The sequence below is a fragment of the Streptomyces sp. NBC_01232 genome, assembly GCF_035989885.1.
GTDB lineage: Bacteria > Actinomycetota > Actinomycetes > Streptomycetales > Streptomycetaceae > Streptomyces.
Window position 1 is genome coordinate 7491005 of record NZ_CP108518.1, and the last position, 23344, is coordinate 7514348.

The 23344-nt window shown below is 69.3% G+C and carries 13 protein-coding genes and 2 pseudogenes; 10 read left to right on the plus strand and 5 right to left on the minus strand.

What is annotated here, in order from left to right; all coding sequences use genetic code 11:
- Nucleotides 1-66: 66 nt before the first annotated feature.
- From OG444_RS34525 to pflA, 5 genes are all read left to right on the plus strand, one after another.
- Nucleotides 67-777 carry a response regulator transcription factor gene (locus OG444_RS34525; protein WP_314250758.1) on the plus strand — a complete coding sequence of 237 codons (711 nt, stop codon included), beginning with the start codon at nt 67-69 and terminating at the stop codon, nt 775-777.
- Between the two features lie 346 nt (nt 778-1123).
- Nucleotides 1124-1996: a universal stress protein gene (locus OG444_RS34530; RefSeq protein WP_327265804.1), complete on the plus strand. Its 873-nt coding sequence runs from the start codon at nt 1124-1126 to the stop codon at nt 1994-1996.
- Nucleotides 1997-2078: 82 nt separating this feature from the next.
- On the plus strand, nt 2079-4781 hold the full coding sequence (gene ppdK, locus OG444_RS34535) for a pyruvate, phosphate dikinase (protein WP_327265805.1): 2703 nt from the start codon (nt 2079-2081) through the stop codon (nt 4779-4781).
- A gap of 276 nt (nt 4782-5057) precedes the next feature.
- Complete coding sequence (pflB, locus tag OG444_RS34540) at nt 5058-7328, plus strand: formate C-acetyltransferase (RefSeq protein WP_327265806.1); 2271 nt, start codon at nt 5058-5060, stop codon at nt 7326-7328.
- Nucleotides 7325-8053 (plus strand): pyruvate formate-lyase-activating protein, encoded by a 729-nt coding sequence (gene pflA / locus OG444_RS34545; protein ID WP_327265807.1) that lies wholly within the window; start codon nt 7325-7327, stop codon nt 8051-8053. The genes pflB and pflA overlap by 4 nt, the downstream gene beginning before the upstream one ends.
- Before the next feature lie 74 nt (nt 8054-8127).
- Here pflA and OG444_RS34550 read toward each other — a convergent pair whose 3' ends face one another.
- The 4 genes and pseudogenes from OG444_RS34550 to OG444_RS34570 form a co-directional block, all read right to left on the minus strand.
- Nucleotides 8128-8340 carry a 3-oxoacyl-[acyl-carrier-protein] synthase III C-terminal domain-containing protein gene (locus OG444_RS34550; protein WP_327265808.1) on the minus strand — a complete coding sequence of 71 codons (213 nt, stop codon included), beginning with the start codon at nt 8338-8340 and terminating at the stop codon, nt 8128-8130.
- A 79-nt stretch (nt 8341-8419) separates the two neighbouring features.
- Nucleotides 8420-8524 (minus strand): annotated as a pseudogene (locus tag OG444_RS34555) (IS5/IS1182 family transposase); the annotation flags it as partial.
- A 372-nt stretch (nt 8525-8896) separates the two neighbouring features.
- Entirely contained in the window at nt 8897-10261 is a 1365-nt protein-coding gene (locus OG444_RS34560; RefSeq protein ID WP_327265809.1) for a glutamate decarboxylase, read from the minus strand.
- Nucleotides 10262-10737: 476 nt separating this feature from the next.
- Nucleotides 10738-11618, minus strand: a pseudogene (locus OG444_RS34570) (M24 family metallopeptidase).
- Between the two features lie 756 nt (nt 11619-12374).
- On the opposite strand from OG444_RS34570, the gene OG444_RS34575 reads away from it, so the two are divergent.
- The 4 genes from OG444_RS34575 (at nt 12375) to OG444_RS34590 (ending at nt 19605) form a co-directional block, all read left to right on the plus strand.
- A complete protein-coding gene (locus OG444_RS34575) occupies nt 12375-16106 on the plus strand; it encodes a S8 family peptidase (protein ID WP_327265810.1) in 3732 nt (1243 codons plus the stop codon).
- A 137-nt stretch (nt 16107-16243) separates the two neighbouring features.
- The gene (locus tag OG444_RS34580) at nt 16244-17242 is read left to right on the plus strand and encodes a helix-turn-helix domain-containing protein (protein WP_327265811.1); all 999 of its coding nucleotides are present in this window, start codon (nt 16244-16246) and stop codon (nt 17240-17242) included.
- Nucleotides 17243-17717: 475 nt separating this feature from the next.
- The gene (locus tag OG444_RS34585; protein ID WP_327265812.1) at nt 17718-17948 is read left to right on the plus strand and encodes a hypothetical protein; all 231 of its coding nucleotides are present in this window, start codon (nt 17718-17720) and stop codon (nt 17946-17948) included.
- A 364-nt stretch (nt 17949-18312) separates the two neighbouring features.
- A complete protein-coding gene (locus OG444_RS34590; protein ID WP_327265813.1) occupies nt 18313-19605 on the plus strand; it encodes an ion channel protein in 1293 nt (430 codons plus the stop codon).
- Between the two features lie 252 nt (nt 19606-19857).
- On the opposite strand, the gene OG444_RS34595 is transcribed toward OG444_RS34590, so the two are convergent.
- Nucleotides 19858-21144: a DUF2254 domain-containing protein gene (locus OG444_RS34595; protein WP_327265814.1), complete on the minus strand. Its 1287-nt coding sequence runs from the start codon at nt 21142-21144 to the stop codon at nt 19858-19860.
- A gap of 261 nt (nt 21145-21405) precedes the next feature.
- Here OG444_RS34595 and OG444_RS34600 point away from each other — a divergent pair, with 261 nt between their 5' ends.
- On the plus strand, nt 21406-23256 hold the full coding sequence (locus tag OG444_RS34600; RefSeq protein ID WP_327265815.1) for a glycoside hydrolase family 15 protein: 1851 nt from the start codon (nt 21406-21408) through the stop codon (nt 23254-23256).
- Nucleotides 23257-23344: the final 88 nt, after the last annotated feature.

A 23344-nucleotide genomic window follows, 5' to 3' on the forward strand; every position in this document is an offset into this window, starting at 1 on the left:
CGCTCGCACGGCACGATGCAGTGGATCCGCCGGCGGGCGGAAGATTCGGCGAACTCGGAGTGTGCGATGACGGACATCAGCGGCGGCCTCACCGGGAAGGAACCGGTCAGGGTCTTCCTCCTCGACGATCACGAGGTCGTGCGCCGCGGTGTGCACGATCTGCTGGACGCCGAGCCGGACCTGACCGTGGTAGGGGAGGCGGGCACGGTCGAGCAGGCGCTCGTCCGTGTGCCCGCGCTGCGCCCGCAGGTCGCCGTCCTGGATGTGCGCCTGCCGGACGGGGACGGGGTGAGTGTCTGCCGGGAGCTGCGCTCCCGAATGCCCGACCTCGCCTGCCTGATGCTGACGTCATTCGACGACGAGGAAGCGCTGCTCGACGCGATCATGGCCGGCGCGTCCGGATACGTGCTCAAGCAGATCACCGGAACCGACCTGGTGAACGCCGTGCGGACGGTTGCCTCCGGCCAGTCCATGCTGGACCCCGGCGCCACGGCGCGGGTGATGGCCCGGCTGCGCGGCGGACCTCCGCAGGAGGAGCTTCCGCAGGGTCTGCCCGGCCTGACGGAGCGCGAGCGTGAGATTCTCGCCCTGGTCGGGGAAGGGCTGACCAATCGTGAGATCGGTCAGCGGCTCTACCTGGCGGAGAAGACGGTCAAGAACAACATCTCCCGGCTGCTCGCCAAACTGGGCGTCGAACGGCGAGTGCAGGCCGCCGTCATCGCCACGCAGGCTCTGGCCGCCCAGGGAGACCAGAGCGGGCGGCTCGGCAAGGTGTGACGGCTGTGCCGGGATCTGAGCGCAGGTTCACGCGCCCGCAGAACGGCTGAGCGGCCCGGCCCGGCGTCCTTCTCGGACGTCGGGCCGGGCCGCTTCCGCATGTCTGCCGGAGAGGCCGGCCGGGGCCGGCCCCGAAGCGGGGCGGGGCCGTCAGGCGTGCGGCACGACAGCTACGGGGCAGCGGGCGTGGTGCCAGAACTGCATGGGCGACCGACCGCCCGGCGGTGTGCGGTCGTGTGGGGCCTACAGGACCCGCAGCAGGGACCTGTGGCCCCTCGGCGGGTGAGTCGTGGGCAGGGCACTGTGGAGATGCAAGGCCCTTCCCCGTTCTCCCGAGGAGCCGTTCATGTCCCGCACCGTCACCGTCGGCTTCGACGGATCCCGTGAGAGCCTCGCCGCCGTGGACTGGGCTGCCAGGGAGGCAGTGTGCCGCGCTGTGCCGCTGCGGCTTCTCCAGGTCTGGAGCAAGGACGACGGCCGGCGCACGCGCCTGGTGGACCCGGCGACCGCCAAGGGGTGGGGTGAGCGGGCGCTCGGTACGGCGGTGAGGCGACTGCGCCGACGCCACCCGGGTCTGCGGACCGAGACGCAATGGGTCTGCGGTGACCCGGTGGAGGAGCTGTGTGCCGCCGCGGACGAGGCGGAACTGTTGGTGCTTGGCTCCCGTGGCCTGGGCCGGCCGGCCGGCTTCCTCGCCGGGTCCGTGTCGCTGGCTGTGCTCGCCCGGACCCGGTGCCCCCTCGCCTTGGTCCGACCGCACAACCGTCCGGCTGCCGGGAAGGTCGGGCCGGCCGGAGAGGTCGTGGTCGGCCTGGACGTGTCCGCACCCGGCGACGAGGTGCTCGCCTTCGGCTTCGCGGCGGCCGACCGGTACGGCTGCGGTCTGCGGGTACTGCACACCTGGGCTGTTCCGTCGCTCTACGGAGCCGACATGGGTGCTGCCCTGCAACTGATGTGGGCGGAAGTCGCGCAGGACGCGCGCCGGGCGCTCGACGAGGCGCTGGCCCCGTGGACGGAGAAGTACCCCGGTGTGTCCGTCGTCCGTGAATGCCGCCAGGGCCGGCCGGCGCAGGACCTCGCGGAAGCCTCGCGAGGGGCCCGGCTGGTCGTGGTGGGTCGCCGGAACCGGCGTGCGCGGATCGGCACGCACATCGGGGCCGTCACCCACGCCGTCATCCACCACTCCCTGGCTCCCGTCACGGTCGTGCCGCACGACTGACCGACCGAACCGGCCGCTACCGTGCGGCATGCCGCCCCGCTTCCCGGGACCCGACATCCACCGAAGAGACAGGCGAGCAGCCATGACCACCTATGTGTACGACTTCTCCGAGGGCGGCCGGGACATGGCCGGTCTCCTGGGAGGCAAGGGAGCGAACCTCGCGGAGATGGCGCGCATGGGCCTGCCCGTGCCGCCCGGCTTCACCGTCACCACCGAAGCCTGCCGGATCTTCCTCGCCACGGGGCAGGCTCCGGACGGCCTCGACCGGCAGATCGGCGAGCATCTCGCGGCGCTGGAACGAGCCGCCGGGAAGCGGCTCGGCCAGGTGGACGACCCGCTCCTGCTCTCCGTCCGCTCGGGGGCGAGGTTCTCGATGCCGGGCATGATGGAGACCATCCTCGACATCGGGCTGAACGATCTCTCGGTCCTGGGCCTGGCCAAGACCCCCGAGCGTGAGCGCTTCGCCTGGGACTCCTACCGGCGCCTCGTGCAGATGTTCGGCAGTACGGTCATGGGCGTCGACGGCTCCCACTTCGAGGCGGCGCTCGCCGCCGTCAAGCAGCAACACAGCCGGGGCGACGATACGCAGTTGGACACCTGCGACCTCATCCGGATCGTCGAGACCTTCAAGGACCTGATCCACGAGCGGACCGGGGAGGAATTCCCGCAGGATCCGGCCGAGCAACTCCGGCGGGCGGTACTCGCCGTCTTCACCTCTTGGAACGGCGACCGCGCACGCCTGTACCGCCGGCGCGAGCACATTCCGGACGATCTGGGCACCGCGGTCAACATCCAGACCATGGTCTTCGGCAATCTCGGTCCGGACTCAGGCAGCGGCGTCGCCTTCACCCGGGATCCGGCGACCGGCCGACCGGGCGTCTACGGCGACTACCTGCCCAACGCCCAAGGGGAAGACGTCGTCGCCGGCATCCGCAACACCGTGCCCCTCCAGGACTTGGCCGGTCTCGACCCTGCGTCGTTCGCGCGGCTGCGCGGCTACATGGACCGGCTGGAGGCCCACTACCGCGATCTGTGCGACATCGAGTTCACCATCGAGCGCGGCACACTGTGGATGCTCCAGACCCGCGTCGGCAAGCGCACGGCCCAGGCCGCCTTCGCCATCGCCTCCCAGCTCGCCGACGAAGGACTGATCAGCGAGCGGGAGGCGCTGGGCCGGGTCGGCGGCGAGGCGCTCGCACGGCTGATGTTCCCCCGCTTCGCCACCACGGACTCGAGCGAGGTCATCGCGCGGGGCGTGCCCGCCTCACCGGGAGCGGCCGTGGGCGCCGTCGTGTTCGACTCCGCGGAAGCGGTCCGCAGGGCGGCCGCCGGCGAGAAGGTCGTTCTCGTACGTCAGGAGACGACGCTCGACGACCTGCCGGGCATGGTCGCCGCCCAGGCGGTGCTCACCAGCCGGGGCGGGAAGACCAGCCACGCCGCGGTCGTCGCGCGCGGCATGGGCAAGGTGTGCGTGTGCGGGGCGGAGGGCATCGTCGTGGACACCCGGCAGCGGCGCTTCAGCGCCGGTGGCGTGACGGTCGCCGAAGGCACGGTCGTCTCCGTCGACGGGTCGGAAGGCGTGGTGCGCCTCGGCTCCGTATCCCTGGTCGACTCCGACGTCATGCGGTACTTCGAGGAGGGCGGCGTGCTGCCGGCCGACGGCACGGCCCGGCAGCCGGTGCGGGATGTGCACCGGCTCATGCGGCAGGCGGACGCCGTGCGGGGCTTGGAGGTCCGGGCGAACGCGGACACCCCCGAGGACGCGGCCCGCGCCCGTCGCTTCGGTGCCCAGGGGATCGGCCTGTGCCGTACCGAGCACATGTTCCTCGGCGACCGGCGCCCCCTGGTCGAGGCGATGATCCTCGCGCACGGCGACACCGAACGAGAGGCGGCACTCGCGGCGCTGCTGCCGCTCCAGAGGCAGGACTTCATCGGCATCCTCGAAGCGATGGACGGCCTGCCGGTCACCGTCCGGTTGCTCGACCCGCCACTTCACGAGTTCCTGCCGGACCGCACGGAACTCGCCGTCCGTCTCGCACGCGGCGAAGCGCTCGGCACACCGGCCGATCCGCACGACAGCGAACTCCTGGCGGCCGTCACGCGCATGCACGAGGAGAACCCGATGCTCGGCCTGCGTGGTGTGCGCCTGGGGCTGGTGGTGCCGGGGCTGGTGGCCATGCAGGTACGGGCCCTGGCCGAGGCCGTCGTGGCGCGCAGGCATGCGGGCGGCGACCCTCGGGCGGAGATCATGGTCCCGCTGGTGGACGCGGTCGAGGAGCTCCACCTCGTACGGGAGGAAGTGGACCGGGTCCTGGCAGAGGTTTCGCTAGAGACCGGCGTCGACGTCACCTGCCCGGTCGGAACCATGATCGAACTGCCCAGGGCGGCTCTCACCGCCGGCCGGATCGCGAAGGAGGCGGCGTTTTTCTCCTTCGGCACGAACGACCTGACACAGACCACCTGGGGCTTCTCCCGCGACGACGTCGAAGCCGCGTTCTTCTCCGCGTACCTCGACAAGGGCGTCTTCCACGTCTCCCCGTTCGAGACGATCGACCGTGAAGGCGTCGGCCGGCTGGTGCGGATCGCGGTCGAGGAGGGCAGGGCAGCCCGCCCGGACCTGAAGATCGGCGTGTGCGGGGAGCATGGAGGGGACCCCGCTTCGGTCCACTTCTTCCACGGGGCCGGGCTGGACTACGTCTCCTGCTCGCCCTTCCGTGTCCCGGTCGCCCGCCTCGAGGCCGGCCGGGCAGCCCTGGAAGCGAACGGCACCGGCGCGAGCGCATAGCCCCGCACCGTCCTGCCCGGGGGCGCGGAGAGCCGCGTCGTCATGGACCCGCACCCGCCGCGGCTGCCGGGTAGGGCTCGTGACGCTCTGCGGGAGGGCCCATGGTCCCTCGCCTCGACGGGACCACAGACCCTCTCCGCCCCGCTCACCGGGGCCGGTCAGCGGGCTCCGCCTTGCCTCTTCGACCCTGGCCGGTGACACAGCCGACGGGAACCATCAGCAGTGAGAAGTGGCGATCGCCCACCTCGCCTCCGTCCCGGCCCAGGAGATGACGACATGACCGTGACCGTCCAGCACTCTGCCGACCCCAGCCCCCTCGTCACCCGGTCGTGGCGTGGTTTCAGCGGCGAGGAGTGGCAGCGACACATCGATGTCCGTTCCTTCATCCAGGCCAACTACACGCCCTACGAGGGCGATGCCGCATTCCTCGCCGGTCCCACGGAGCGCACCCGCACCGTGTGGAAGACCGTCACCGCGCTCTTCCCGGAGGAGCGCCGCAAGGGTGTGCTCGACGTGGACACCGCCAAGCCGTCCACCATCACCTCCCACGCGCCCGGCTACATCGACCGCGACCTGGAACTGATCGTCGGATTGCAGACCGATGCTCCGCTGAAGCGGGCGATCATGCCCAACGGCGGGCTGCGGATGGTGGAGAACGCGCTGCGCGCGTACGGCTTCGAACCGGATCCGTTCGTCACCAAGGTCTTCGGCACGTACCGCAAGACCCACAACGACGGTGTCTTCGACGCCTACACCCCCGAAATGCTGGGCGCCCGCAGGGCCGGCATCATCACCGGCCTGCCAGACGCCTACGGGCGAGGCCGCATCATCGGCGACTACCGCCGCGTCGCACTGTACGGAACCGCCCGGCTGATCGAGGCCAAGCGAGCCGAGCGGACCCGGCTGGACGAGACACCGTCCACGGCCGACGTGATCCGCGACCGCGAGGAACTGGCCGAGCAGATCAGGGCACTGGGCGAGCTGGAACGGATGGCCGTCTCCTACGGCTGCGACGTGGCCCGTCCCGCAGCCACCGCGCACGAGACCATCCAATGGCTCTACTTCGGCTTCCTCGCCGCCGTGAAGGAGCAGAACGGCGCGGCGATGTCACTGGGCCGCACCTCCACCTTCCTGGACGTCTACCTTCAGCGTGACCTCGACGAAGGAAAGATCGACGAGAGCCGCGCCCAGGAACTCATCGACGACTTCGTGATCAAGCTGCGGATCGTGCGGTTCCTGCGCACACCGGAGTACGACGCGCTGTTCTCCGGCGATCCCACCTGGGTCACCGAGTCCATCGGCGGCATCGGAGAGGACGGCCGCTCCCTGGTCACCCGCACGTCCTTCCGCCTTCTCCAGACCCTGTACAACCTCGGCCCCGCCCCCGAGCCCAACCTGACCGTGCTGTGGTCCCCCCGACTGCCGGCGGGCTTCAAGCAGTTCTGCGCCCAGACATCCATCGACACCAGCTCCATCCAGTACGAGTCCGACGACCTCCTTCGCCCCCGCACCGGCGACGACACCGCGATCGCCTGCTGCGTCTCCGCGATGGCGGTGGGCAAGCAGATGCAATTCTTCGGTGCCCGTGTGAACCTGGCCAAGGCGCTGCTGTACGCCATCAACGGCGGCCGCGACGAGATGAACGGCGAGCAGGTCGCCCCGGCGACGGCCCCGCTGACCGGCGAGCAGCTCGACTACGCCGATGTGGCCGACGCGTACGACCGCACGCTGGACTGGCTCGCCGCGACCTACGTCAACGCGCTCAACGTGATCCACTACATGCACGACAAGTACGCCTACGAGCGCATCGAGATGGCCCTGCACGACCACCCGGTGCATCGGACGATGGCCTGTGGCATCGCTGGGCTGTCCGTGGCGGCCGACAGCCTCTCGGCCATCAAGCACGCCCGTGTCAGAGTCATTCGGGATGCCACCGGGCTCGCCGTCGACTACCACGTCGCAGGCGACTACCCGACCTACGGCAACGACGACGACCGCGTCGACCGCATCGCGGTCGACCTGGTCCGCTCCTTCATGGCCAAGGTGCGCCGCCACCCGGCCTACCGGGGTGCCGAGCACACGCAGTCGGTGCTCACCATCACCTCCAACGTCGTCTACGGCAAGCACACCGGCAACACCCCCGACGGCCGCCGTGCGGGTACACCGTTCGCCCCGGGCGCAAACCCGATGAACGGACGTGACCGACACGGGATGGCGGCATCGGCACTGTCGGTCGCGAAGATCCCGTATGACCAGGCCCGCGACGGCATCTCCCTGACGTCCACCATCACACCGGAGGGCCTGGGGCACTATCCGGCCGAACGTGCGGAACACCTCGTCGGGATCCTCGACGCCTACACCGCCGCAGGCGGTTTCCACATGAACGTCAACGTCCTCGACCGAGCCACCCTCGAGGACGCCGTGGAACACCCGGACAACTACCCCGACCTGACCATCCGCGTCTCCGGCTACGCCGTCAACTTCGTCCGCCTCACGCGCGAACAGCAACTCGACGTCATCAACCGCACCTTCCACGGTGCGCGATGACCACGGGCCGCATCCACTCCTGGGACCTGTCCACCGGCGTGGACGGGCCCGGCACCCGTTTCGTTCTCTTCCTCAGTGGCTGTCAGCTGCGCTGCCTGTACTGCGCCAACCCCGACACCTGGCACATGCGCGACGGGCAGCCGGTCACCGTGGACGAAGTGGTGGGGCGCATTGAGCGGTACCGGCAGTTCACCACCCTGGCCGGTGGAGGCGTGACGCTGACCGGAGGCGAGCCTCTGCTCCAGTCCGCCTTCACCGCCGAAGTGTTCCGACGCTGCAAGGAGCTCGGCCTGCATACCGCACTGGACACCTCCGGCGCCCTCGGCACTCGCGCCGACGACGCGCTCCTGGCCGATACCGACCTGGTCCTGCTCGACATCAAGTCCTTCGACGCCGGCGTCTACCGGCGCCTGACCGGCGGCAACCTCACACCCACCCTCAGCTTCGCCGCCCGGCTGAACAGCCTCGGCGTCCGGACCTGGATCCGCTACGTCCTGGTCCCCGGCTGGACCGACGATCCGGCTGCCATCGATGGGCTGGGCCGCTTCCTCGCGGAACTGGACAACGTCGACCGCGTCGACGTCCTGCCTTTCCATAAACTCGGTACCCACAAGTACGACTCGCTCGGCATCCCCTTCTCGCTCCGCGACAATCCGGTTCCGGACGCCGCACTGGTCGAGCGCGTTCGCGACCAGTTCCGGTCACACGGCTTGCGGGCACGGTGAACCAGCCGAATGCGCGTCACGCAAGACGGTGTCGGCCTGTCCGCGGGCGGGCTTCTGTTCCGCCTTGGGACGTATCACAACCAGCGTTGCACGGTTCCGGCCCAGCTCATTCCGGCGCCGACAGCGGCGTGCAGAACGGTGCTCTCCGTGTGGAGGCGGCCTTGCTCCCGTGCCACGTGGAGTGCCATGGGGACCGAGGTCGCGCCGGTGTTGCCGAACGTGAAGGTTTTCAATGAGGGATGGCACGCAAAGCCGACCGACGAGCTGAGGGCCTTCTGCAGCAGCATCCGCGCGTACCTCAGGGACGGAGCGGCGGACTACACCCGAGCCGCAGCACAGGCCCTCCAGGTCAGCTCCCGCCTCGACCGCGACGGGCCGCGGCGCCGGTTCCAGCGCCAGCAGGCGCTGGATGACCCGGCAGACAGTAGCCGGGGAGATCCCGAACAGCGGAGCGAGCTGCCGCATCTCGTTTTGGGGTCGGCCGTAACGCCAAGATCCAGTTCAAGGTGTCCGAGGGCGAGTCCTGGGTCAAGCAGCAGAAGACCTCGTGGTGATGGCAGTGGCTACCGCCGAGACGCATGTGCAGTCCCATCGGCGATCTGCGTCCTCATCACCGGGCAGTCCGTCCGTGGTGGGCGGGACTGTGGTGATCCGTTTGGTCTGGACGAGGCGAGGTCAGGGCAAGGGGACTCCGCCGATGACGGCGTGTCCGCCGAAGCGGTGGCCACGGTACTCGGGACCACCCGCTCCAAGGCCTCGCTCCTGCTCCTGAACACGCAGGACGGGCAACGGCACGGGGTCGCCGATTGCCGGTCACTCGGAAGAGCACTCCGTCACGGTGCGTCAGTAGCCGGTGCCGCGCTTGACCTGGGCCCGCTCGATGCTGTGGGCCGCTCCCTTGTCGTCCAGCGTGCGGCATGCGTCGGCGATGTCCTGGGTCAGGCGGTCGACCTGTTCGCGGCTCAGGGTCTCCTTGACCAGGGCGCGCAGGATCTTCACCCGTTCCGCGTTGGGCGGGAGGGTGTAGGCCGGCACCATCCAGCCCCGCTCGGCCGAGAGCTGCCAGGCGATGTCGGACTCGTCGTACGCGTGCTTGCCTGCGAGCCGGAAAGCGACCAGCGGCAGCTGCTCGAGGTCGCTCCCGATCACTTCGAAGCGGCCGCTGTCGCGCAGGTTGTCCGCCAGCGCGCGGGCGTTCTCCTGCATCGCCTTCATGACGTAGGTGTAGCCCTGGCGGCCGAGCCGCACGAAGTTGTAGTACTGCGCGAGCACCATCGACGCACCGGTGGAGAAGTTCAGCGTGAACGTCGCGTCGGTCTTGCCCAGGTAGTTCTCGTAGAAGACGAGGTCCTTGGCGAGGTCGGCCTCTTCGCGGAAGACCAGCCATCCGATGCCGGGGTAGACCAGTCCGTACTTGTGTCCCGAGACGTTGATCGAACGGACCTGCTCCAGCTGGAAGTCCCATTTCGAGTCCGGGTAGAGGAAGGGCCAGACGAATCCGCCGCTGGCGCCGTCGACATGGATCGGAATGTCGAGGTCCCGCTTCTTGCGAACCTCTCGCAGGAGCTTGTCGATCCCGACGACGTCGTCCTTGTGGCCGGTGAACGTGGTGCCGAGGACGGCGACGACGCCGATCGTGTTCTCGTCGAGGCGGGGCTCCACGTCCTCCGGGCCGATCGTGTACTTGTCCTCGGCGAGCGGCACGATCCGCGGCTCGACGTCGAAGTAGCGGCAGAACTTATCCCACACGACGTGGACGTCACCCCCGAAAACCAGGTTGGGCCGGTCGGTCGAAAGGCCGGCTGCCTGGCGGCGCTCGCGCCACTTCCACTTCAACGACAGCGCGCCGAGCATGATCGCCTCGGACGAGCCCTGGGTCCGGCATCCGGTCGTCCTGCCCGGTGCGTGGAAGAGGTCCGCGAGCATGCGCACGCAGCGCTGCTCGATCTCGGCGGAGATGGGATATTCCGCATGGTCGATGAAGTTGCGGTGAAGGTTCTCGGCGATCAGCCGTTGCGCCTCCGGTTCCATCCACGTGGTGACGAACGTGGCGAGGTTGCGCTGCGGGTCTCCCTCCATGGCGAGGTCCACGTCCACGAGCCGCATCGCGTCCGTCGCGGTCATGCCTTCCTCCGGGAAGGTCTCCGAGGGAGCGGGCACTGTCAGGAATCGGTTGCCGAACAGAGCCGAGTCGTCGCGCTTGGTCATGCCTCGATTCAACAGCGCCGGAGCCTGCCGAGGTCGAAGGACACACCGCGCGGCCGGCGCGGTCAGCGACACCGCTACACACGGGCCGGGCGCGCGCCCGCCGCCATCACGGGCATCGCGATCGAGACGTGGGCCCGGTTCGGTTGTACGGCCACCGTCGGTACCACCGACGACGGCCGTGTCCGCCCGCCTTACCGTCCACCTCCCCACCGCCTCCCTCTGAAACCCCACCGCAGGGGACGGACCCGGCAGCGGCGCACCCGCCCGCAGGCCGCCCTGCGGTGCATGCAACGTACCTACACCTGATGAAGTGCCCGCCTGGCGAGGAATTGCGCCGCCCGGGAGACCGCAGTCGCTCGGGCTGTCGGGCCGCCCTGGGAGTGGACCCCCATGTGCCCCAGGCGGGTGTGCTCGCCCAAGGCGGCGCGACCTCACGTCATCGTGGCGCAGGATGCAGTCTCTCTTGGGCAGGCGCTTCATCCCAGCAGGGTGAGTTCCCGGGGCGTCCTGTTGAGCCGCTCTGCGCCGATGACTTCGCTGCACACCACGATGTCCTCGATCCTTGCACCGTACCGTCCTGGCAAGTAAATCCCAGGCTCGATCGAGAACGTCATGCCCGGCTTCAGAACTTGTGCCGACCCCGCGACGATGTCCGGCTCCCCGTCCACGCAGGAGTTGCGAGTGGAGTCCGAGCAGTAGCCGTCCTCCGTGGTCCCACCGATGTCGACGACCACCGGCTCGCCCGCCCCGATCACCCGGTCAGAGGTCTCATGGTGCGGGCTGGCGCCGTTGGGCCCCGAGGCCACGATCACGAAGTCAACGGTTGCGTGCTCCGCGAGGATCTCGTCCGCAATGTCCCGCGCGACCTCACGCTCGGTGCGTCCCACCCGCAGCCACTCGCCCATCGAGGAGTGGACCTTGTCGATCGCCGCCCCCGCCTTTCGAAGAGCCTCCACCTCGGCCGGGGACTTTCGCATGCGCAGTTCGCCCAGCACTCCTCCGGCGAGGGTGAGTTCAGCCCCGCCCGGCAGCGCCCCCGGAAGGCGAGCACCTTCTCAGCCCACATCTGCTTGTCCAGGGCGACGCTTCGCAGGCTGTGACCCAGGCGCCCAGAGATCAGCGCATACGGGTCCTCGGTCTCCGCCCAGCCGACGATCTCGATTCCGAGCTTGACGGCCGGCGAGGTCTCGGCCAGCGGCTTCTCCAGCAGCGGGACCACCAAGAACGGCTCGCTGCGTGCCGGGACCACCAGGCAGGTGAGCCGTTCCAGCGGATGCGCGGCACAGCCGGTCAGATAGCGAAGATCCGCTCCAGGCGAGACCAGCAGTGCGTCCAATCCCGCCTGGACCGCGCCCATCAGGGCCTCGTAGCTGCTGTACTCCAGGTGTGTGGGGCCGCTGCCAATCCGCGGAATTCGGATATTTTCACTTGCGAGGTTCATGTGGTGGATATTCCCTTCTGCCGCGTCGACGCCGCACAGGACAGCTATCGCTGGGGGCTTCGCCCTAAGACAGGGCCGAATGCGCCGGTCGGCCGGGCCATGCGCGAGGCGCCCCTCGGCATCGTGGCCTCGACGCCCTCGTGATCTCCCTGCGAGGCCGTTACAGCATTGCCGCTGGCGCGATCTGGATGGCAGGAATGCTAGGCGTGCGCCGGTGGACACGGTTGTGCACGGCGCACTGGGCCGGGGGGTCGGACCAGGCGCAGCGCATGCGGGTGGACGTTTGCAAGGCGGCGCGTCCGATTGGCGCTCTTCCGCGTCGGGAACACGATCCGGCGGCGTGCCCGGTGCAGGCAGCGGACCGGCTGTCGGCAGCGGGCTCTACGTGGCCGTCACCCTGACACCGCGTACGCAGGCGGCGACGACGAGGTGCTCCAAGTCGTCCCGTGGCCGCAACGGCTCGCCGCCGACCGCCACCCCCGCCGGATGAGGCCACCCCACGTCAACTGACGGCAAACCGCGCCGAGACGGAATAGGGTCGCCAATCCCCGCGTCGTATGGCGTCTTTCCACCCGCTATCGCGCGGTTCACCGTTGACAAGCATCTGCCATGGCGAGGACTTGCCGTCATGATGCCTTCACGTCGCCACTCTCGGGTCGATAGACCCTTGGCATGTCCTCCCCCTCTCATGCTTCCGCCTTCCGGCGCAGGCGCTGGCAGTTGCTCTCGGCCGCCACCGCGCTGCCGCTGCTGGCGTCGGGGCTTGCGGTCCTGCAAGCGCCCGCACAAGCCGCTCCGAGCAAGCCCACCGTTCCTGCCCAGTCCTCGGCGACCCACAAGGTCACCCTGGTCACCGGCGACGTCGTCACGGTCACCACGATGGCCGACGGCAAGCAGACCGCCGAAGTCGACCGGCCCGACAGCGCCGTCGGCGGCGTGAAGATCCAGCAGGTCAAGGGAGACCTGTTCGTCATCCCGGACGAGGCGGGGCCACTGCTGGGAGCCGACAAGTTGGACCGGCGACTGTTCAACGTCACCGATCTGATCGAGATGGGCTACGACGACGCGAAGTCGGCCTCGGTACCGCTGATCGCGACCTACACCCAGTCGAAGTCCCGCGCCGCCGGGGAGCCGACGGCCCCCCGCGGCAGCAAGGTGACCCGCGAGCTCAAGGGCATCGGCGGTGCCGCGCTCAGCACCGAGAAGCGGCAGGCCCGCACCTTCTGGACCACCGTCGCGTCGCAGGGCAGCCCCTCGCTGGGCGAGGGCGTGGCGAAGTTGTGGCTCGATGGCCGGGTGAAGGCCAGTCTGAAAGAGAGCGTGCCGCTGATCGGGGCGCCCGAGGCCTGGGCGGCCGGGTACGACGGCAAGGGCGTCAAGGTCGCGGTGCTCGACACCGGCATCGACGTCAACCACCGCGACTTCGCCGGCCTGATCGACGGCACGGCGAGCTTCGTGCCGGGTGAGGCCGTCACCGACGTCAACGGGCACGGCACGCACGTTGCCGGCACGATCGTCGGTTCGGGCGCCGCCTCCGGGGGCGCCAACAAGGGCGTCGCTCCCGGCGCCGACCTGTTCGTCGGCAAGGTCCTCGGCGGTGCGGAGGGCTCCGGCCAGGACTCCTGGGTCATGGCCGGCATGCAGTGGGCCGCCGAGTCCGGTGCGGACGTCGTCAACATGAGCCTCGGCGACTCCTACCCGACGGACGGCAGTGACCCCATGTCGCAGACGGTCGACGCGCTGTCCGCGCAGTACGGCACGCTGTTCGTCATAGCCGCCGGCAACTCCGGTCCGGAGAGCATCTCCGCCCCGGGTGCGGCCGCCTCGGCGCTGACCGTGGCCGCCACGGACAAGCAGGACCGGCTCGCGTCCTTCTCCAGCACCGGACCCCTGGCCCACTCCGGCGGTATGAAGCCGGACATCGCGGCGCCCGGCGTGGACATCACCGCGGCCCGTTCACAGGAGATGACCGGTGGTGGCGAGGGCCCGTACCGCACCCTCAGCGGCACCTCGATGGCCACCCCGCACGTGGTCGGCGCGGCGGCGATCCTGGCTCAGCAGCACCCGGACTGGACCGGCGCGCAGCTCAAGGAACACCTGATGAGCACCGCGAAGGGCCTGGACGGCGGGTACTCGCCGTACGAGGTCGGGACCGGTCGTCTCGACGTGGCAGCCGCCGTGCGCACCACGGTCCGCGGCACCGGATCGCTCTTCTTCGGAAGCTACACATGGCCGCACGGGCCGAGCGACGCCGCCGTCACCAAGGACCTGACCTTCACCAACACCGGTTCCGCCGACGTCACCCTGAACCTGGCGCAGACCGGCGGTGGACCGTTCACGCTGGGAGCCACGAGGGTGACCGTCCCGGCGCGCGGCACTGCCGCCGTCCCGGTGACCGGTGACCCGAAAGCCGCGGCCGCCGGCCGGCACGTAGGCCACGTGACGGCCACCGACGCCGCCACCGGGCAGCCGGTGACCCGCACATCCGTGGCGCTGCTCAAGGAAGACGAGCGCTACGACCTGAACATCAAGCTGGTCGGCCGGGACGGCAAGCCCGCCGCCGGCTGGGTCACGGTCAACCTGGCCGGCGACTTCTGGCCCTGGTCGCTCTACGTCGACGGCTCGACCACCATGCGCATGGCACCCGGCACGTACACCGCGGCGGGATACCTCGACGTGGCCGGCGAGAAGGCCGACCGCTCGGGTCTGGCCGTGCTGGTCGACCCGGAGACCGTACTCAAGGACAGATCCGCGGAGGTGGTGCTGGACGCGAGCAAGGCGCGCCTGCTGCAGACCGAGGCGCCGCAGCGCACCGAGGACCGACAGCGCAAGGTCGACTTCAACGTCCACTACAAGGGCCTCGACCCGTTCACGGACTACCGCAGCGCGTACGTGCTGCCGCTGACGTACGACGACGTCTACGTCGCACCGACGGAGCCGATGAAGCAGGGCGAATTCATGCTGACCACCCGCTGGCGCAAGGGCGAGCCGCAGCTCAGCCTGAGCACGCCGGGTGGCCGGCTCCGATTCGAGGCACTGGTGCAGGCAGGCAGCGCCATGGGCACCACTCGGGACACGCTGGACACCGTCTACGCGGGCAACGGCGCGGCGGCTGCGTACAAGAAGGTCAAGGCCAAGGGCAAGGTCGTCGTCATCGACCGCAGCGACGGGGTCTCGCCCCAGGAGCGCACCGAGGCCGCGGTCGCGGCCGGTGCGAAGGCGCTGATCGTGGTCAACGACGGTGTCGGTGGGCTGATGGAGTACGTCGGCGAATCGGCCATCCCCGTCGCCACCGTGCACCGCGAGGCGGGCAAGGCCCTTGTCGCGATGGCCAAGTCCGGCAGCCACAAGCTGACGGCAGAGCAGACCGAGTACACGCCGTTCGTCTACGACCTCACCCGCGAGTACCCCGGCCGGGTTCCGGACCGGGCCCTGGTCTACAAGCCGACCAAGGACGACCTCGCCCGCATCGACGCCCGCTACTACTCGGCCACGGACGGCCGGTCGGCGGAAGGTTACCGGTCCGACTTCACCCTCAGCCCGTCGGTCAACTTCCCCGAGCGCGAGTGGCACCCGGGCACCCGCACCGAGTGGGTGACCCCGGGCCAGGTCTGGAGGGAGTTCCACGCGCAGGGCGTCGACACGGCCCTGCCGTGGGTGATGGTGTCGGGCGACAACACGTACGCCCAGGGCAGCACCACCCGGCTGGACTGGTTCGCTCCGGCGACCAGGCCCGCCCAGAGCGAGGCCTTCGGCGTGTACAACTCCCGCTGGCAGAACCACATGACCTGGAACGTGCAGGCGTGGGCCTCCTCCAGCGACACCATGCGGCTGGGCGGCTTCCTGCAGTGGGGCGAGACGCCGACCCATCTGCAGGTCTTCCAGGGCGACAGGCTGATCCACGACAACCCGCACAGCACGGACATGCAGTGGGTGGAGGTCCCGGCGGGCAACCTGCCCTACCGCGCCGTCCTCGACGCCGAGCGGCCCGGTGACCTCTTCCGCCTGTCGACGCGCACCCACACCGAGTGGACGTTCATGTCCGACACCGTCGACTCGGAGTTCTTCGAACCGTTCCCGGTGCTGAACCTGGATTACGCGCTGGAGTCGGACCTGCACGGCGACGTCAAGGCCAACGCGACTCAGGAGATCGCGCTCAAGCCGGTGTCGATGGGCCTCGGCACCGTGCCGGGCACCGTCAAGTCGGTGAAGCTGGACGTCTCGTACGACGATGGGGCGACCTGGCAGAAGGTGACCCTGACCAAGGGCGCCCACGGCCGCTGGACAGGTTCGTTCCTGACGGCCAAGAAGCCCGGCGGCTTCATCTCGGTCCGCGCGAGCGCCGAGACGGACAGCGGCTTCAGCGTCAAGAACGAGATCATCCGGGCGTACGGCCTGCGATGAACCGCACTGTCGGGCCCCGGGGCGGCGACTCCCCGGGGCCCTTCCCCTCGCACCTGTTCCCACCAGGGACTATTCAGGGTCTGCCGCCATGGCGGATACTCTCCCCGCTGCGGCAAGCGGAAGAGAGTCGGTCGCCGATGCTGGATGTTCTGGGCCTCGAACCCGATGACGAGCGTGTCTACCGGGCGCTGCTCGGACGGCCGAACTCCACCGCGCTCCTGCTGAGCGACGAGATCGCCCTCCCGCACGCCCACATCGACAAGGCCTTGTCCCGTCTGGTCGAGTGGGGGCTGGTGACGAGGTCGGCGGACGACCGGTTCACCGCCGCGCCGCCGGCCATGGCGCTCGGCGCTCTCATCAGCCAACGCCGGGACGGGCTGCGTATGGCCGAGCACGCCTTGGTGACCTTCGCCGAGGAGCACCGGGCGGCGATGACCGGGAGCAGCATCAACGATCTGATCGAGATCGTCACGGGCGTCGACGCCATCCGTCATCGCTTCCTCCAGGTGCAGCAGGCAGCCCGTACGCAGGTCCGGTCCTTCATCACCGCACCGTTCGTCGCCCTGCCGCCCGACGAGAACACGGCCGAGCCCATGGCCATCGGCCGCGGCGTGCGGTTCCGGGCGGTACTGGACCGGGCCGTCCTGGCAGAGCCGGGCATCATCGACGACGCGATCGATTCACTGGGCAAGGGCGTGCAACTGCGTGTCGCCGACGAGCTGCCGATGAAACTCGTACTGGCCGATGCCGACCTCGGCCTCGTCCCCCTCGCGGTCACACCGGACGGGGAGCCCGGCGCCGTGCTGCTGCACCGCAGCGGCCTGCTGGACGCGCTGGACGCCCTGTTCGAGACGGTATGGCGCACCGCCCACCCGCTCGCGCTGTCGGCCACCGGCGGAGAGGCCGAAGCCACCATCGAGGTCGGTCCGCACGGTCCGACCGAGCTCGACCGCAGGATCCTCGGGCTGCTCCTGGCCGGCCTGACGGACCTGACTGCGGCCGCACAACTCGGTCTGTCGCCGCGCACGCTGCACCGGCGCCTGCGTCACCTCATGGACATGGCCGGAGTCCACAGCCGGATGCAGCTCGGCGCCTACGCGGTCCGAAACGGCTGGGCGGAGCCTCCGCAAGCGTGACCGGCCGGCGACGGCGGCGGTCGTCTGTGCGCCGGGCACACTCACCGCCGGGTTGGCTGTGATCTCAGCACGGTTCCGGCCGCAGAGGCCTGTTCATGGTGCCTCGCATTCACACCGAACCCGATGGTGTGCGTGTCGGTACCAGTGCCAGGAGGGCAGCCGATGAGCGCAGTCTCAGTACGGACCGGAACCGCCGGAGTCACGGACGGGGCCGGCGGTCCGCAGCCCGTGGGTGCCTACTTCGAACGCATGCCGTTCGGGAGGGCCCACGTGTTGATCGCCTTCGCGCTGTTCATGGCCTTCGTCATCGAGTCGTGGGAGCAGCTTGCCCTCGTCTACGTCTCCGCGGACCTCGGCGACGCCTTCACCCTCGACGCCGGACGGATCGGGTGGGTTCTGTCGGCCGTGGCCCTCGGCATGATCCCCGGCGCGCTCGTCTGGGGGCCGGTCGCCGACCCGGATCGGCCGCCGGGCCGTGTGCCTGTGGAGCCTCGGTTCGTACGGCGCAATAGCCCTGGCCGGCGCCTTCTCGCCGAACTTCACCACGCTGATGGTCACCCGGGTGCTCTCGGGGATGGCCCTGGCCGGCATCTGCACCGTCACCTTCCCCTACTTCCTCGAACTGCTCCCGGTCAGGCTGCGCGGCCGGGCCGCCGTCTACCTGTCGATCGGCTGCCCATCGGCGTTCTCGCCGCCGTGGGCGTGACCCAGGCACTGTCCGGGATGGGCTGGCGCGTGCCACAGGGTTCTCCTCCACGGTGCTGTTCATCACCGCGTTCCCGGTGGTGGCGCGATCCGCGCTCACCGGGCGGCAAGTGGCCCCGCTCGACCGGGCAGCGGTCGCGGACTGAGACCACCCTCTCCCCAGACAGGAAACGGCGACGGGCGGTCACCAGCGCGGTGACTGCCGCCGCTTGTACGGCTGTTCTCCGTCGTGGGTGGCCTGCATCCACCGAAGCATCGGTCGCCCGTCTGGGCCTTCGGCGTGGCGGTGGTGATTGCTCGTTAAAAGGGAGTGCGAAACGCCCGGCTCGGGCTGGTGTGGGCATTTTGGTGCATATGCTGTTCCGGTGGCCACTGATACCCCGTCACCCGCGTCACCGCCCGGCGTCCCCGAGAGCCCGCTCCGAGTCCTGCTGCCGCAGATTCTTCCCGCGCTCGTGATCGGCGTGGCGGCGAGCTTGCTCTACATCGGAATCAGCGAGCTCTCCGATCAGCTCAAGCACGTGGTGTGGGACGCCCTTCCGGACGCGCTGGGCATCGGCGGCTACTCCTCTCTCTGGATGATCGTCGTGCTGACCGTGACCGGTGTCGCGGTGGGCCTTGTCGTGTGGAAGGTTCCGGGACATGCGGGCCCCGATTCGGCCTCCACCGGGCTGGAAGATCCCCCTCTTGCTCCGGCGATCGTGCCGGGTCTGCTGGTGGCGAGCACGCTCGCGCTGGCCGGCGGTGTCAGCCTCGGCCCGGAGAACCCCATCATCGCGGCGAACGTCGCGCTCGCCTACTGGCTCGGCCGCAAGGTGGCCCCCACCGCGCCCGGTGCGCTATGGGTCATGCTCGCCACCTCCGCCACCATCGGCGCCCTCTTCGGAACCCCGGTGGCCTCGGCCCTGGTCGTCTCCGAAGCCCTCACCCACCGGCCGACCGACCGGGGCTCGCTGTGGGACCGGCTCTTCGCCCCGCTGATTGCTGCCGGGGCCGGGGCGATGACCACCTCGCTGCTCACGGACTTCACGTTCGACCTGTCGCTGCCTCAGGTGACCGACCCCGGGTTGGACGATCTGCTCGCCGCGATGGTCGTGGCCGCCGCCGCGGCCCTGTTCGGCCTCTTCTCCTGCTACGCCTTTCCCTACATTCACGGCGCCTTCCGGCGGCTGCGGCACCCGATGCTGATGCTGCCCCTCGGCGGCCTGCTCCTCGGCGTGCTCGGCGCGCTCGGCGGGCCTCTGACGCTCTTCAAGGGCCTGGAGCAGATCAAGGACCTCACTTCGAACATCGGCGGCTGGTCCTCCGGCGATCTGGCGAAGATGACCGTGATCAAGCTCGTCGCCCTCGTGATCGCCGCTTCGTGCGGTTTCCGGGGCGGCCGGATCTTCCCCGCCGTGTTCGTCGGCGTAGCCTTCGGCATGGTTGCCCAAGCGCTCGTGCCGGAGATCCCCCCGGCTGTCGCCGTCTCCGCAGGTGTGCTCGGCGTGCTGCTCGCGACCACCAGGCAGGGCTGGTTGAGCCTCTTCACCGCCGCCGTCCTCACCCCCCAACCCGTGCTACTTCCCATGCTCTGCATGGCTTCTCTGTTTGCCTGGCTGATCGTCACCGGCCGTCCCCAGCTGCAACTGGACGAGTCTGGCGCTTCCCGGCATTGAACATCCGTGCATGACCAGCTCGCCGAAGATGGGGCGAGGGTTGTGGGCCGCGTGCCGGCGCGCTTGACCGCGGTCTTGACGAATGCGTCGGGGCCGATGCAGTGGCAAGCACTGAGCGCTCAGGTGGCGCTTACCCGAAGCGAGGTGGCCACCTCATCGAACAGCTCCAGGGCGGCTTGGGCGATCGTCCAACGGCACCGTCGCCAACCCGCCGCTCAGCATCTTCGGCGGGTCAGGGCCCGGCCCAGGGCGTCAGGAGGAGTGCTGTCCGCCGATGCCCTGTGAGTCGGCCTGCTGGGCGATGGCCCGGCGGGCCGGGTCGGTGAACTCCCGTTCGACCGATTCCTCCAGCAGGCTCAGCTCCGCGCGCACCGAGGGGTGCCGCTGCGGGGGCAGGATGTCGAGGAGACTGTCGAGCATGGCGCGGATCCGTCGGGAGACCTGGACGGACGACTGTCCGTAGTCACGGATCTCGCAGACGGCGAGCTGGAGGTAGTCCTCCCAGTCCCGGCCCGGGAGTACGAGCCGGGCGTCCCCGGCGCGATCGGCCAGAACGTAACGCCCGGGTAGGCGCGCCTTTCCGACCGTGTGCAGGAACCACTCAACGTAATTGATCACCTGCACTGCGGTCGTGGGGTCGTTCACTGCCGGAGAAAGAGCCCTGATGGCGATGTCGACGAGGACCCGCAAGGCGAAAGCGGGGTCTTGTTCGATGGTGCGCTCGGCCCCGAGGGCGACAAAACGGGTCACCCGTTCCGGGTCAGGTCTGGACGCGCCTCCGTGGACCTCGACGAGCACGGCGCCGGGTGGTACGAAGTCTCCGACCAGCCGGGTCACGACGAAGACGCAGTCGTGGCGCGCTGCCTCCGCAACCAGCCCGGCCACATTGAACGCCTGAATGGCGCCTCCCCGTACGGTACGCACGCGCATCACCGGACCGTCGGACGGCACGGCTCCCTCTTCACGCGGCGCGGCGTCCCGGATCGCCGCCGCGCCGCTCGTGAACACGGCCCCTCCCATGCTCATGACCAGCTCCGCGACGGCCACGGGTCGGAGACTGTGGGTGAACCGGTTGAGATAGACGAGCAGGAGCACGAGGCTGACGGCCACGGCCGCGCCGGCCAGGGTGACGCCAAGGTCGGGGACCGATGCGGATTCGATGCTGCGCAGGAGGGAGAAGGCGAACGCGAACGTCCCGGTGAAGGTCGCCAGAACCGCCTTCTGCAACCGGTCCCGGTACCAGAGCCGCATGTAGCGCGGCGAAAGGGTGCCCGTGGCCTGCTGCACGACGAGCACGCCGATGGTGACGACGAATCCGAGCAGCGCCACCATCGCCCCCACGATGGCGGTGAGCACGCCGCTCGCCGTCGTCGAGGAGTAGCGCCAGCCGCTCGGCGGCCAGTCCTCACCATCGGCGGCAATCGCGACTTCGGCGAGAAGGACACCGAGGACGAGACCGAGCGTCGGCACGATCCACAGGCTGGCCTTGACGTACTGCCGCAACCTGAACCTGTCCGCCCAGGACGTCATGACACCCATGCCACGCCCCTTCGCGGGAGGAGTCGGTGCTCGTGAGGCACGACGGAAAGGTCGGCTCCCTCGGAGGGATCGCCTCTACCCACGGTAGGGCGATTCCCGGCCCCGCGCAGTGGCAGTGCTGCCGTCGTCCCCGCGCCACTGTCCCGCCAGGACGGACCGACGCCGTCGGCTTAGTCTGATCGGGTGCCGTCCGGTCCACCCATCCTTGGAGTGAAGGCCACCGCCCCCGGGCGCGGTCTACCGGGCTGGAAGGGGTCCGTGATGAACGACTATCCCCTGATCGAAGACCACGGTCTGATCGGTGATCTGCAGACCGCGGCGCTCGTGACGACCGATGCGACGATCGACTGGTTCTGCTGTCCGCGGTTCGATTCACCGAGCGTGTTCGGCTCTCTCCTCGACCGGCGCAAGGGCGGCCACTCCACCGTGCGGCCGGCTGCGGAGACGTACACGACCAAACAGCTCTATCATCCCGACACCGCCGTCCTGGTGACGCGCTTCATGACCGAGGCCGGGGCGGGGGAGGTCGTCGACTTCATGCCGGTGACCGGAACGATCGCGACCGGCCGGCACCGTCTCGTCCGCATGATGCGTTGTGTCCGCGGAAGCATGGTGTTCGAAGGGGAGATCGCGCCGCGCTTCGACTACGGCCGTCAGCCGCACGAGCTGCACCTCTCCGAGCACGGGGCCCTGTTCACCTCGAAGGACATGGACCTGGCCGTCCACCTCGTCCGGGAGCCGCAGGACGAGCGGCTGCTGAGCGTCCTCTCGGTCGACGAGAACGACCTGCGATTCTCACTGAGCCTGCGGGCGGGGCAGCAGCGCGGCCTGGTCATGGAGTCGTCTCCCGGAGGGCCTCCGCACGAGGTCCGCGGGGAGGAGTTCGAGCGGCTCTTCCACGAGACCGTCGGCTTCTGGCGTTCCTGGCTGGGTCAGTCCACCTACTCGGGCCGTTGGCGCGAGGCGGTGGAGCGTTCGGCGGTGACGCTGAAGCTCATGACCTACGCGCCGACCGGTGCTCTCGTCGCCGCCCCGACGACGGGTCTGCCCGAGCAGCTGGGTGGCGAACGCAACTGGGACTACCGGTTCACCTGGATCCGCGATGCGTCGTTCTCGGTGTACGCCCTGCTGGGCCTGGGCTTCAAGGAAGAGGCGGCCGCGTTCATCAGCTGGCTGCACGACCGGGTGAAGCAGGAGGCCGGCCAGGGGAACGGCTCCGGACCGCTGAACGTCATGTACCGCGTCGACGGCTCCTCCGACCTGGTCGAAGAAACCCTGGAACACTGGGAGGGGTACTGCGGCTCCGCCCCGGTCCGCATCGGCAACGGGGCGGCGAGCCAGCTGCAACTGGACATCTACGGTGAGGCGCTCGACAGCATCTACTTCGCGCACAGGCACGCCATGCACCTCGACAACGGGGGCTGGAAGGCCCTGCACACACTGCTCGACTGGCTCGTCGACCACTGGGACCAGCCCGGGGAAGGGTTGTGGGAGACCCGAGGCGGCCGAAAAGACTTCACCTACGGCCGTGTGATGTCCTGGGTGGCCTTCGACCGCGCCGTGCGGATCGCCGCCGACGACGGCCGTCCGGCGGCCCATGGCCGCTGGGGGGACGCGAGGGACGAGATCTACACGCAGGTCCTCAGCAAGGGATGGGATCCGGACAAGCAGGCGTTCGTGCAACATTACGGCGACGACGTGCTCGACTCGTCGCTGCTGCGCATGCCGACGGTCGGCTTCATCACTCCGGGCGATCCGATGTGGAAGTCCACCCTGGACGCGATGGAGCGTGAACTCGTCAGCGACAGCCTGGTCTACCGCTACAACCCCGAGGCGTCACCCGACGGGCTACGCGGCTCCGAGGGAACGTTCTCCCTGTGCACGTTCATGTACGTCGACGCACTGGCCCGGACAGGCCGCACCGACATGGCCAGGCTGGTGCTGGAGAAGATGCTCACCTACGCCAACCACCTGGGCCTGTACTCCGAGGAGATCGACCTGACGGGACGGCAGCTGGGCAATTTTCCTCAGGCGTTCACGCACCTGGCCCTGATCGACGCGGCGATCACCCTGGACGCGATACTCCAGGGCGCGCAGAGGGACAGGCGGTAGAGGGTGCCGCAATAGGCCCCGTTGCCGGTCAGGCAGGGTAAGGCGACTGTGCGGCTCGCCGACAACCGTATGCCGGCCATCCAGCGGC